A 13,572-nucleotide genomic window follows, 5' to 3' on the forward strand; every position below is an offset into this window, starting at 1 on the left:
CGCCCCTGTACAGTGGTAGGAAATCACTGTACAGGGGTTTTTTCATTATAAGTATTTTTTTAAAATATGATAAAATAAAACTTTAGTGATATGGAAGGGAGGGCTGCTCATTGCAGGACATTGCTTTACTAGAAAAGCAACGCTGTAGCCTTATTTTGACCAATAAGGCAAAGGAAGCAGTAGAGGAATGCTCAGCAAATGAGCATGCCTTTTTTACGTTACAAAACGCTTTTACAGTTTATATTGAAAAAAGAAAAGCTAAAACAGCGGGTGAAATATTTTTATCTATTTATTTTAATGCTGAGGATAATAAAAAGCTACATGAGGTTCTTGCAGGGAAAACCGTGATTATGGATTGTGTCCTCAAGGTTGAGGGATTGTTAGCAACAAATATTCGCTTTGTTCATATGCGTGGTCCTATTCATACCAATCGCCGCCTAGCAGCCGCAATGCAATTTATCACAAGACCGAATAACGGAGCAGGTATTCCGCTTGAGCTGCATACGAAAATAAGACAATTACCAATCGCAGAGGAACGTACAGAGTATGTAAAAAAACGGATAGCGAGCTGGGAAGGCTATTTAAAAATCCAAGAACGAGATGCTACGATAGATGATATTCATACAGAATTTAAACAAAGCTATTTCAATGAAGACTTTACACGCTTAACGATTGTTTGTCCCTACATAAAAAGCAAGGAATGGAAGCAGCTAGAAGGGCTAAGTGTCAGCATTCAAGGCGTACGCGGTGAGATTGGACAGGTTTTAAAGGCTACTGCTAGTAAGCAAACGGTAGAAATTGATTTAAAGCCCTTTATACAGGATTTGGCACGCAAGGATCAGCTCAATCTTCGTTCAAAGCAAGTAAGCTTTAGTAATTTTGCCACGCTGAGTCAAATTAGAAGGTTGCGCAATGGCTTTACAAAGCTGGAGAAGGGCGAGGCAGTAAACCCTCATTTAGAAACAATTTTATTTGAAAAACGCCCAACTGTTCGAGCATCTAAGCTTCGACAAGATATTGAGTTTCACAATAATTTAAACGAATATCAGCGTCGAGCGGTTTTAGGGGCATTATCTGTTGAGGATTTATATGTGATACAAGGTCCACCGGGTACAGGGAAAACAACGGTGATTTCAGAAATTTGTCAGCAAAATGTAAAGGCTGGCTTAAAAACACTCGTTGCCTCGCAATCCAACTTAGCGGTGGATAATGCATTAGGGCGATTATTATCCAATCAGGACATCCGAATTTTGCGCTACGGTAGAACAGAAAGTATTGAAGAGGAAGGTAAAAAATTTATCGAGGAAAATGTGGCTTTGCATTGGCGTGAGCAAACACTTACTGCCATTGAAGAGGCAATTGCAACATTTCCTGAGCGTGAGCAGGAGCTAAAGGGAAATCTATTAAAAGCACAAGATGAGCTAGCAAAATTGGAGCAGTGGCTAGAGGAGCTAACAAAGGAAATTGCCGCAAAAGAGCAGGCAGCTATCGAAGAGCCTATTGTACAGCAAGAAATTCAAACATTGAAAAAGGAATTAAAGGCTGCTAAAGCGGAGCAGCAAACATACGAGGCACAAAAAGAGCATTATGATAAACAGCTTGCACAAATTGAGCCTATTGTACAGCGACTTACACAAACACTTGCTGACAATCCTTCTTTAGAGGAGCTACAGCAGACCATTCAGGAAACAATACAAAAAATCGAACAACTAAAAGCAGCTATTCAATATAAGGAATTGCAAGAGCAAAAGCAGCAGCTAACAGAGCAATTTCAAGAGATACAGCTTAAATATGATACGGAAAGCCAACGTTTAGCTACAATGAAGGAAGCGCAAAAGTATATTCAAACATTAACAGCCTTTGAACGTATTCAGCGATTTTTACAGCACTATCAAATTCGACCTAGCCATGTACTGTCACAGCAAATTAGTCGCTTACAGCATTTAGAGGATGCAAAGGATTTAGCAGCTTGGTCTACTATTAATACACGCCTACAAAAAGCTATTGCAAAGCTGGAAGGATTGGTAACAGAGGAAGTAAAGGAGCGGGCTTTTGCTAAAAGCAGGCTACAGCCAATACAGTCATTTTCTTTGCAAAACCTTACGGGTGTTTTTGCACAGCTGAACAAGGCATTTCAAGAGGGGCAATCGCCAATGGCAGAGGAGCTAGAAAGCTACCTGCTTGGGCTCTATATGCGCCGTGATTTTGTGTGGCAAAAAGGGGTAGCATTGCAGCAACAGCAGGCACATAAAGACCAAGAGTTTGAGCTGTTTCGTAAAAATATGGCAAGCTTTATTCATCAGGAATGCGCCATCACAAGCTTTGATGTCCAAAGCTTACAGCGTCAATTGCAGCCATTTTTACAGCATACAGAGCGACTAAAGCAGTTAGCAAGCACCTTCCAGCTGGAAGAGGAGCCAGAAGAATCCGCTGAGTATTTAAAAATAGTAATAGCACAGAAGCAAGAATCACTACAGCAAGTACAGCAGCAGCTTGAGGGGGTAGAGCAAGCAAAAGCGCAATTAGTTCCAAAGCAGGCAGCTCTTCAGACTGTGCAAACAAGCTTGCAGGAGGTTGAGCAGCAGTTAACAGCAATAGAAGCACGCATTAAAGATATTAATATTGCTGGACTGAAAAAGGAAAAGCAATTAACAGCCTATACAAAGCTTTTACAATCAACGCCAGAACGCACGGCTGAGGAGGTTGTGGAAGCGATTAAAGCGGCTAACCAAACTATTGAAGAGTTGCAGCGTAAGGAACAACAGCTACCACTTCGCCAAAAATTACAGGAGCAATGGCGTGATAAGCTACAAAGTGCTACAGAATATGATTTAGATGAAATTAGAAAACTATATGTGCGCCATGCGAATGTGATTGGTACAACATGTGTAGCCTCTGCAAGCAAGGAGTTTATGGAAAATTATCCTACCTTTGATGTAGTGATTATTGATGAGGTATCAAAGGCAACACCACCAGAGCTATTATTGCCGATGCTTAAAGGGAAAAAGGTTATTTTAGTAGGTGATCATCATCAGCTACCGCCATTGCTTGGAGATGATACATTGGAGGAAACATTAAAGGCGATGCTGGAGGAAAATCCGAATTTTGAAGGTGCACAGGAATTAAAAAATCTATTGCGCGAGTCATTATTTGAGCGCCTATTTAATAATTTGCCGTCAACACATAAGCAAATGCTTGCATTACAATACCGTATGCATGAGAAAATTATGCAAAGCATTACACCATTTTATGCAAAAGAGGAAAATGGCTTGCAGTGTGGCTTACCAGATTCAGATGCAGCGCGAGATCATGGCTTAGAGAGTCAATTTGTCAAGCGTGATGACCATTTATTATGGATTGATATTCCAACTGAAAAGCCTTATTTAGAGGAGCAGGTAAAGGGTGGAACGAGTCGCTATAATAAAGGTGAATTACAAACAATTCGTCATATTTTGCTGGACTTAAATGATGCTGTTAAGGCAGCAAAAGAGGCAGGTCGTATACCACAGGATGCCCAAAAAAGCATTGGTGTCATTAGCTTTTATGGTGAGCAGGTGAAGAGAATCAATCGTCTGCTACAGCAGGAGTTACAGCTACCGCATTTACAATTTAGAACAGGCACTGTCGATAAATTCCAGGGTATGGAAATGGACATTATACTAGTAAGTATGGTTCGTAATACAGCAAAAGGCGGAGATATTGGCTTTGCGAGAGATTATCGCCGCTTAAATGTTGCATTATCTCGTGCGCGTGAGCTACTATTGCTAATTGGCAGTGCGGATATGTTTGCTAAACGCGCAAAGCATCAGGAAACAAGAGAAATGTATACAACATTATTAAAGACAGTGAAATCCTACAATGGCTTGCGTAATCATAAAGGGTTGGTGATGTAGATTGTCCAAATTACAGCAACGACTAATGCGAGAGCTTCAACAAAATCGAGCTATTAAGATTCTAAAAATGGATGAATGGTGTATTCCTATTCGAACGGTTGAAGTAACCTATAAGCCTGTGCGCCGATCAACAATGGATGTTTTAATGACAATGCTGCTGCTGAGTATTAAGGAAGCTAATTTTAAAAATGCACAGGAATTAAGTGAGCTATTGCTAGTAGACCCGCTATTTATCGAGGATTTAGTAGCTTTAATGAGTCGAGTCAACCTAATGAAAAGTGAAGACGATATTTTTACATTAACTGATAAAGGGCAGCAGCAGCTAGAGCAGGGCATTTTTGAGGAGGAGCTGGATATTGAAACAGCTACTCTCTATTTTAGTCCCTGCCATCAATTGTTTCTTCCTATTGAAGCAGATAGTATCGAAGAATATGATGACCTGCCAAAGCTCTATCGTTACGTTGATAAAGAGGCTGAGCAGCAAGAGCAGTTTGAAGAATCGTTGCTGATTACAGCATTACAGCATGAAAACGAAGAGGAGGCAGGCACTTCTCAAAAAATTATTACTATGATTGAGCAGGTAGAGGCGAAGCAAATTAATGATAGCCCATGTTTAGAGTTTGTGCTTTATAATAAGGAGCAGGATATGGTCTTTGTGCGTGTGTGGAATACTTTATGGAATCAATGGGATAAACAGCTTGAGCAGCAGCTAACGGAAAAAGAGCAGTTACAATGGCGGGAGCAGTATTTATAAGATTAGGCGATAATCGGCTGTTATGGCTATGGCACATTAATAAATAGCACATGAATAGCTTGACCAATTGAGATAGAAACAACGACCACAATTGTCATAAAAATAACATTGCGTGGTCTAAAATTTTTCGCTTCCATCAAAAACCCCCCCTTAAACCAATTTATTAATTCAAGGTATGTAAAAAGGGCGTCTCAAATGATTGTTGAGACACCCTTTTTCTTATTCATCAAATTTTAACCCTTTTAATGCCTCTGCAAGTGCATTGTTGACAGGCTCTTCATTTTTTTGCTGCTTTAAATATTTTTGTACGGAGCGTTTATCGACCTTGCCGCCGCCTTCTTTTTTGCGTCTTGCTTCAAAGGCTGATAGTTTTTCACGATAGCCGCATTTGCATACAAAAATTTGACCATCACCTTCACCACGAAGCTCCAGTTTCTTTTTGCATTGTGGGCAACGTGCGTTTGTTGTACGGGAAACATTTTTACGGTGACCACATTCACGATCTTGGCATACAAGCATTTTACCCTTTTTGCCGTTGACCTCAAGCATTGGTTTCCCACAATCAGGACAGGATTTAGTAGAAATATTGTCGTGCTTATATTTTTTGTCACTTGCCTTAATCTCTGACACAATTTCCTTCGTATAATTTTTCATTTCACTAATAAAGACATCCTTTTTTAGCTGCCCTTTTGCAATAAGCTCAAGCTTCTGCTCCCATTCTGCTGTAAGAGCAGGGGATTTTAACTCCTCTGGCACTAAATCCAATAATTGACGTCCTTTAGAAGTAATATAAATATCCTTGCCACCACGTTTTTCAATTAAGAAGGAATTAAAAAGCTTATCAATAATATCTGCACGCGTTGCAACTGTCCCAAGACCGCCAGTAGATTTTAATGTGTCGGCTAGTTTTTTGTCATTTGTCACCATGTATTTTGTTGGATTTTCCATTGCTGATAATAATGTTGCCTCATTAAAACGAGCAGGTGGCTTTGTTTGACCAGATGTTTGTGCAAGTAGCTTTATCTTTAACGTATCTCCTTTATCAATACGAGGAAGTAGCTGTTCCTTGACATCATCTGCTGTATCCTCATCCTCAAAGCGATTTTCATAAACTTCCTTCCAGCCTGCCGATAAAATCGTTTTGCCACGAGCAATAAAGCTTTCATCGCCAATTTTTGCACGTAGTGTTAGTTGTTCATATTCAAAAGCAGGCAGTAGAACAGCTAAGAAACGCTTTACAACAAGATCATAAATTTTACGTTCCTTATCTGAGAAGGCTGAAAGATTCACATAGCCTTCTGTTGGAATGAATAGGAATAGGTAACTTTCCACTTCGGCATTATCCGTTAAGTGTACTTGTTTTCCCCTCCTCCGCACCGTACGTGAGAGTTTCCCCTCATACGGCGCTCCATCAAATAGTCAGTAGATTAATCGGTTCAAGATTACAATGTTTTCGAAGTTTATTTAGCTTGTTTAGGGCTTTTTTATCTTCAATGATATTTTGGTATTTCTCAATCGTTTCATTTGTTGTTGCGTGTATTAATTTGTGCACCAATTTATGGACAATTCGTAGGTTTTTATATTCATCTGTACCACCTTGATTTCAGGGGAGTACATGATGACAGTGTAGTTCTTCTATGGTTAATTGCTTTCCTGTTACTTCACATTTCATTTGTGACATGGAAGCTCTTGAAACACGGTTATCATTGTATTCAGCACTTTCATACGGATTATACATCTTTGCCAATTGGATAATGTCATCTCTTGTTTGACTTGTTAGGCTTTTCGAAGATTTTATTCGACCTTCTTGTGTATAATCACAGACATCTTGACTAAAGTTCATAACTTTTTTATGCTGAACGTAATGAATTGGGTAGATACATACATTGTGAATCTTCCATGTTTTTGATTCAGATTTCCCATAGAATTTCTTATATAACGGTGACATGTCGGTGTCACTTGGTTTTAAGAATTTTCCTACTTGCCTTAACTTATTGTGCATATATGGTTTCAGTGAGAAAGCCAATTTCGCAAAATCTATATTGCAGTAGGTGGCACAGCTATAATATTCATGCCATCCTAAAATCATGCTGTTGAGCTTTGTTACGTGGGATGATTGAATGTTATCGGGGATAATTTTGACTTGCTCTTTTATCTCCTTTTTCATTCTTTCAAGTGCTTTGTCTGATATATGTGATTGTGCCACATACCCTCCAAATGTTTTTCCCTTTTTCACAGCTTTAATTTTTACCCCTAAAAAGTCAGAGTAGTTTTTCCGCAAATTGATAATTTTTGATTTTTCCTCACTAATATCTAATTTCAAGCGAATCTTTAGCCAGTCTTTAACCGCACATAATATTCTTTTCGCACTTTGATAATCTCTACACATAATTTTAAAATCGTCTGCGTATCTCACAATATACATTTGTTTTAAGTTTGTTTTCTTTTGTTGATTGTATTGACTTTGATACGTTTTATATTGCTTTTGTGTTGTGAACGTTTCCCATTGTGAAGAAATCCACCAATCTAATTCGTTTAACACGATATTAGATAGTAAAGGGGAAAGAATTCCTCCTTGTGGTGTTCCTTTGTTTGGAATGCCTTCTCCTTGAATCGGAGCTTTTAACATAGCTTTAATGATGCTAATTAATTTTCTATCCTTTATTCCTAACGCGTACATTTGTTTAATAAGCTTTGTGTGATTTACGTTATCGAAAAAGCCCTTAATATCAATATCAACTGTATAGTAAAACTTCCCGATATTGATGAGGCTCATCATTCTTGAAATCGCGTGTTTTGTACTTCGATTAGGACGGAAACCATAGCTATGTGGGTGAAATTTTGCTTCACATATTGGTTCCAACACTTGTTTAATACATTGTTGTACAAGTCTATCAATCATTGTCGGTATTCCTAAAGGGCGTGTTTTGCCATTAGCTTTCGGAATGTAAACTCGTCGAACAGTGTCTGGTGTATAAAACTTTAGTTTTTCTTGCACTGCTTCAATATACGATTCCAATGATTGACCTTTAATATCTTTAATTGTGAGTTTATCTGTGCCAGCAGTTTGACTGCCTGTGTTACTTTTAATTGTGCGAAAGGCTAAGCGAATATTATTTTCACTCGAAATAATACGCATTAAATTTTGAAACGACTCATTGTTTTGTGACCGTTTGTATAAGTCATCAAATAGTTTTGTCATATCATAATAGTCATTGTATCTATACTTGTTCGTCACTCTGTTGGGACAACTCCTTTGCAGAAAATTGTTTTCCCTTTCTTACTCGAAAAACAGAGTTAGTTTTGAATCTATTAATCCATTCTTATTTGACTCGTGCCTATCCCTCCACTACTTATTATCGTAGTTTCATCGGTACTGTGGCACTACTTTCACCAAGATAAAGTAGCTTATTATACCCGAAGGATTTTCGTCTACAACTGTCCTCGACTATGAGTTTCTGTAAAACAGATACAGTTCTTGGCTTCCCACGTTCCAAAGATTCCCGTTCACGTAATACTTAGGTGCTTCCTTTGAGCCTGTTAGCTTGATACCGTCTATCGCTCGGTATAGAGTTTTTCATAACGCCAAATTTTACTCAACTCCACTAACTTACCACTATTGGTAATACCTTATCATCACAGATAAGATAACCACCTATAGACTCGTACATTCAGAAGTTCGTCAGTACATGTGTACATTCTCACCGTATATTACAACCACCCGACTACTCTAAGTGACAGTTCTTTATTCCTGTTCACTTTCGCCGACTTCACCCCGCTTTAAACAGTTCCATAATAGTCTGCTTCCCTGCTTAGGGGAGTATTAGTGTGAGGGTTTCAGCACAGCATGACGGCTTTCATTCCCCTCAAGGATTCTTCAGTTTTCTAATAAATCTTCCCAACCAATATTTCTATTGGAATTTCAGATTAACGTGTCGCACTGGCATGATGATCTGACACTTTGCTATCATCAACAAATGCTTTTGTTGCTTTGATTGGCTTTGTCAGCAGTTTATTGGCGATGGAACGGTACTCACCAATGCCACATGCCTTTAAGCGTTCAGGTATTGTAGCAACAATATCCTGAGAAATAAAGCGAGAATCTGTACGAGGATATGTTAATACTTTATGTTGCTCATACAGCTTTTGCATAATATTTAATGTTTCCTTTGCGGAATAGCCGAAGATTTTATTGGCATCACGCTGTAATTCTGTTAAATCGTATAGACTAGGCGCAAATGATTTTTTTGGCTTCTTTTCAATATCTGTTACGACTGCATTACTATTTCCTAGCTTTTTCACTAGTATGTCGATTTTTTCCTTATCAAAGCTGCGACTATTGCCTTTTTGATCTTGCCAAGTAAGCTTTAAATTGTCTGCTGTTTGTGCCTCAATACCATAATAAGTTTGTGCCTTAAAGTTTTTAATTTCATCTTCACGTGCAGCAATTATCGCTACTGTCGGTGTTTGGACACGTCCACAATTCAACTGTGCGTTAAAGCGGGTAGTTAAAGCACGAGTAGCATTAAGCCCGATATACCAATCTGCCTCAGAACGAGCAACGGCAGAAGCATATAAATTATTGTAGGCTTGCCCAGGCTTTAAATTAGCAAAGCCATCTTTAATCGCCTTATCTGTAACAGAGGAAATCCATAAACGTTTAATTGGTTTTTTAACATTTACTTTATCAATAATCCAGCGTGCTACTAATTCGCCCTCACGCCCAGCATCTGTAGCAATAATAATTTCACCTACATCTTTACGAATAAGCTGGCTTTTGACCGCATTAAATTGTTTACCTGTTTGTTTAATAACGGTTAGCTTTAAACGCTCTGGCAGCATTGGTAGGTCCTCTAGGTTCCACGTTTTATATTTCACATCATAACTTTCAGGGTCAGCTAGTGTGACAAGATGTCCAAGCGCCCAAGTAACAATATATTGATCTCCCTCAAGGAAGCCATTTCCCTTTTTATGACACTTCAGCACACGCGCAATATCACGTGCAACGGAAGGTTTTTCAGCAATTACTACACTTTTTGCCATTGTTAACACCCTTTCATTATTCCATGATTTTAAATATAGCATAGGTTGAGAGCGTTAGCAGTTGAAGTGCCATGAAAAATAACAGGAAAGCAAATTGTCATAAAGAAAAGATGTTTATCATATTGTATAGATGTGTTTGTCAGAAATTTAAATCTCCTTTATGTTGCATATATGCTCGGAAATTTATAAAAAATCTACATTGCTGCTAGACATGAAATTTTGTGAATGCTATATTTAGATTGTCATAGTATTTTTATAATTTGGAAAAATCTATTTTCTTAATTATAAGGAGTGATACAGTTAGATAAAGGATGACAAGTGCCTATGGAAAAGAAAACGTTAAAGCAAAGAATTGTAGACGCTTCAGTTGAGCTGTTTCAGCAGGATGGCTATCACAATGTAACGGTTGATCGTATTGTGGAGCATATTGGAGCATCAAAGGGTGGATTTTATCATAATTTTAAGTCGAAAGATGAGCTGTTATATGAAATTCATGATGTCTTTATTTCATATGTTATTTTGCAATCACAGAATGCATATGACAAGTACGATACACCAATTACACGTTTGTGTGCCATGCTGCAGACATTGACTCAAGTATTTGATATGTATCAAGCACATATTACGATTTTTTATGAGGAAAGTCGTTTTTTATCTGAGGATTATAGTGACATCATTCATAAGAAACGGGATGAATATCGTGATATTTTACAAAAAGTGATTGCAGAGGGCCAAGAAGCAAAGGTTTTTCGTACGGAGCTGCCTTGTACAATTGTTACGATGGCAATTGTTGGGATGATTAACTGGACGTATAAATGGTTTAAGCAATCAGGACCATTAACAATGGAGCAAATAACAGAGGTTTTTACGGATATGGTATTACGTGCGATTGTAACGGAACAAGCAATCGAGGAAGCAAGGCAATTTATGATAAAGGGGTAGCCAGTAGGAAACACTGGTTTTATTATTTATTTCAACAAACCGACTGGTCGGTATTGTCTAAAGCAATAATCAATGCTACGAAATCTACTATGGCAAATTTAACATTCACTAGGGGGACTGGGCATGAATTTTGAATTAACAAAAGAGCAAGCGATGATTCGTGATATGGTACGTGATTTTGCTGAAAATGAGATTAAACCGTATGCTCGTGAGGTTGATGAAACATCAACAATGAGAATAGAGAGCTTTAAAAAAATGGCGAAACTAGGCTTATTGGGTATTCCGTTTCCTGAGGAGTATGGTGGCTCAGGCGGTGATACGGTGTCCTATGCTTTAGCTGTTGAAGAAATTGGACGTGCATGCGGAGGCACAGGGCTAAGCTATGCAGCAGCAGTTAGCTTAGGTGCTTCACCAATTTATAACTTTGGCACAGAGGAACAAAAGCAGGAATGGCTTGTTCCATTAGCAAAGGGAGAAACGTTAGGAGCATTTGGTTTAACAGAGCCTAATGCAGGTTCAGATGCTGGTGGTACACGTACTACAGCAGTAATTGATGGGGATGACTATGTTATCAATGGAGAAAAATGCTGGATTACGAATGCAGGCTATGCTCGCCAAGTAATTGTTACCGCAGTAACGGGTAAACGTGAGAATGGTAAAAAAATTATTTCTTCTATTATTGTGCCAACGAATACACCAGGCATAACGATTAATTGTAACTATGACAAAATGGGTGTCCGCGGTTCCAATACATGTGAGATTATTTTGCAAAATGTTCGTGTACCAAGAGCCAACCTTTTAGGGGATGAAAAACGAGGCTTTAGCCAATTTTTAAGCACACTTGATGGTGGTCGTATTTCTATCGCAGCACTATCTGTTGGTATTGCACAGGCAGCTTATGAGAAGGCATTGAGATTTGCGAAAGAGCGTGAACAATTTGGTGCACCTATTTCAAAGTTACAGGCGATCCAATTCAAGCTAGCAGATATGGCGATGGAAATTGAGCTTGCCCGCACATTAGTACATAAGGCGGCATGGCTGAAGGATCAAAAGAAACCATTTGGTAAGGAAGCGGCTATGGCAAAGCTGTACGCTTCTGAAATGGGCTTCCGTACATGTAACCAAGCTATTCAAATTCATGGTGGCTCTGGTTATATGAAAGAATACGATGTAGAACGTCATTTGCGTGATATTAAGTTAATGGAAATCGGTGAAGGAACATCTGAAATTCAACGTCTTGTTATTTCTCGTCTAATTGGTTGTTAATCATAGCAAAGAGCATGAATAAGGAGGATTTTCATGGCAGAACTTGTGTATCAAACAATTGGTCAATTGCTAGAGGAGCAAGCTAAAAAGTATCCGCACAATGAGGCTTTAGTTTATGCAGATAGAGATGTTCGTATGACATATGAGCAGCTGAACCAGCAAGCTCGTTTAGTAGCGCGAGGCTTAATGGCACTAGGTATTGAAAAAGGAGAGCATATCGCGGTATGGACAACGAATGTTCCTGAGTGGGTGCAGCTTCAATTTGGTACAGGTAAAATGGGTGCGCCAATCGTTACCGTTAATACAAATTATCGTGCAAGTGAACTAGAGTATTTATTAAAGCAATCCGATGCAACAACGATTTTTTTAATTGAAAATTATCGAGACCATTCCTTTATCAATACACTGCAAGAGTTATGTCCAGAGCTTGAATATTGTGAACCAGGTCATTTGCAATCAGAGCGACTACCCCTATTAAAAAATGTAATTTTAATCGGTGAAACAAAGTATCCAGGCATGCTTAATTGGTCAGATGTCTTAGCTGCTGCTGAGCAAGTAACAGAAGAACAATTAGCAGAAAGAGAGCAAATCCTTCATTATGATGATGTCATTAATATTCAATATACATCAGGTACAACAGGCTTTCCAAAGGGTGTGATGCTGACGCATTATAACTTAGTAAATAATGCGATTAATATTGCAGAATGTATGCATTTAACCACACAAGATCGTTTATGTATTCCTGTTCCATTTTTTCACTGCTTCGGATGTGTTATTGGCACATTAGCCATTACAACAAGTGGTGGAACAATGGTGCCAGTGCAGGAGTTTTCACCTGAAGAGGTGCTCAGAACGGTTCAGCAAGAGCGATGTACAGCATTACATGGTGTGCCAACAATGTTTATTAGTGAGCTGAATTTACCAAACTTTGAAGCTTTTGATCTTTCCACATTGCGTACAGGGGTCATGGCAGGCTCTAACTGTCCGATTGAGGTAATGAAAGCTGTTATTGAGAAAATGGGCATGGAGGATATTACAATTTGCTATGGTCAAACAGAGGCATCACCAGTTATTACACAAACGAGAACAGATGACCCGCTAACATTAAAGGTAGAAACAGTTGGTAGAGCATTGCCAAATCTAGAGGTGAAAATTGTTGTGCCTGGTACAACAGAGGAAGCACCACCAAACGAGCAGGGAGAGCTATGCACAAGAGGCTATCATGTAATGAAGGGCTATTATAAAAATCCAGAGGAAACAGCTCTTGCTATTGATCAAGATGGCTGGCTGCATACAGGGGATTTAGCAACAATGGATGAAGCAGGCTATGTTCGTGTTACAGGTCGTTTGAAAGATATGATTATTCGTGGTGGTGAAAATTTGTATCCACGAGAAATTGAGGAGTTTCTTTATACACACCCAAAAATAGCAGACGTGCAAGTTGCTGGTGTGCCTGATCCTGTTTATGGAGAGGAAGCGGCAGCTTGGATTATTTTAAAGAAGGGCGAGCAGGCAACAGAGCAAGAAATTCGAGATTTTTGCCAAGGCAAAATTTCAAGACATAAAATTCCACGATATATTTTCTTTATCGATCAGTATCCAATGACTGCATCAGGAAAGGTGCAAAAATATAAATTACGAGAAGATTTTGTAATGACCGTTAAATAGGGAGGG

At 38.8% G+C, this 13,572-nt stretch carries 5 protein-coding genes and 3 pseudogenes; 5 read left to right on the forward strand and 3 right to left on the reverse strand.

The window, feature by feature from the left end; translation table 11 throughout:
- Positions 1-110: 110 nt before the first annotated feature.
- Positions 111-3,893, forward strand: coding sequence for a DEAD/DEAH box helicase (locus tag MHB42_RS02290; protein ID WP_340804153.1), 3,783 nt, complete (start codon positions 111-113; stop codon positions 3,891-3,893).
- Between the two features lie 25 nt (positions 3,894-3,918).
- On the forward strand, positions 3,919-4,647 hold the full coding sequence (locus MHB42_RS02295; protein WP_340804155.1) for a hypothetical protein: 729 nt from the start codon (positions 3,919-3,921) through the stop codon (positions 4,645-4,647).
- Between the two features lie 219 nt (positions 4,648-4,866).
- On the opposite strand, the pseudogene MHB42_RS02300 reads toward MHB42_RS02295, so the two are convergent.
- The 3 pseudogenes from MHB42_RS02300 to MHB42_RS02310 all read right to left on the reverse strand — a co-directional run.
- Positions 4,867-5,958: pseudogene (locus tag MHB42_RS02300) on the reverse strand (DNA topoisomerase); the annotation flags it as partial.
- A 100-nt stretch (positions 5,959-6,058) separates the two neighbouring features.
- Positions 6,059-7,885, reverse strand: a pseudogene (ltrA, locus tag MHB42_RS02305) (group II intron reverse transcriptase/maturase).
- Between the two features lie 704 nt (positions 7,886-8,589).
- Positions 8,590-9,690: pseudogene (locus tag MHB42_RS02310) on the reverse strand (DNA topoisomerase); the annotation flags it as partial.
- Positions 9,691-10,014: 324 nt separating this feature from the next.
- Between MHB42_RS02310 and MHB42_RS02315 the strand changes: the two are divergent.
- From MHB42_RS02315 to MHB42_RS02325, 3 genes are all read left to right on the forward strand, one after another.
- Positions 10,015-10,632, forward strand: coding sequence for a TetR/AcrR family transcriptional regulator (locus MHB42_RS02315; RefSeq protein WP_340804156.1), 618 nt, complete (start codon positions 10,015-10,017; stop codon positions 10,630-10,632).
- A gap of 123 nt (positions 10,633-10,755) precedes the next feature.
- Positions 10,756-11,898: an acyl-CoA dehydrogenase gene (locus tag MHB42_RS02320; RefSeq protein ID WP_340804158.1), complete on the forward strand. Its 1,143-nt coding sequence runs from the start codon at positions 10,756-10,758 to the stop codon at positions 11,896-11,898.
- 33 nt (positions 11,899-11,931) lie between these two features.
- Positions 11,932-13,566, forward strand: a complete 1,635-nt coding sequence (locus tag MHB42_RS02325) for an AMP-binding protein (protein WP_340804160.1) — start codon at positions 11,932-11,934, stop codon at positions 13,564-13,566.
- Positions 13,567-13,572: the final 6 nt, after the last annotated feature.

This window comes from Lysinibacillus sp. FSL K6-0232 (assembly GCF_038008325.1).
In the GTDB taxonomy this organism is placed as follows: Bacteria; Bacillota; Bacilli; order Bacillales_A; family Planococcaceae; genus Lysinibacillus.

Coding starts and splice junctions, on each gene's coding strand:
- MHB42_RS02295 (WP_340804155.1), top strand. CDS start 3,919: ATGCGAGAGCTTCAACAAAATCGAGCTATTAAGATTCTAAAAATGGAT.
- MHB42_RS02315 (WP_340804156.1), top strand. CDS start 10,015: ATGGAAAAGAAAACGTTAAAGCAAAGAATTGTAGACGCTTCAGTTGAG.
- MHB42_RS02320 (WP_340804158.1), top strand. CDS start 10,756: ATGAATTTTGAATTAACAAAAGAGCAAGCGATGATTCGTGATATGGTA.
- MHB42_RS02325 (WP_340804160.1), top strand. CDS start 11,932: ATGGCAGAACTTGTGTATCAAACAATTGGTCAATTGCTAGAGGAGCAA.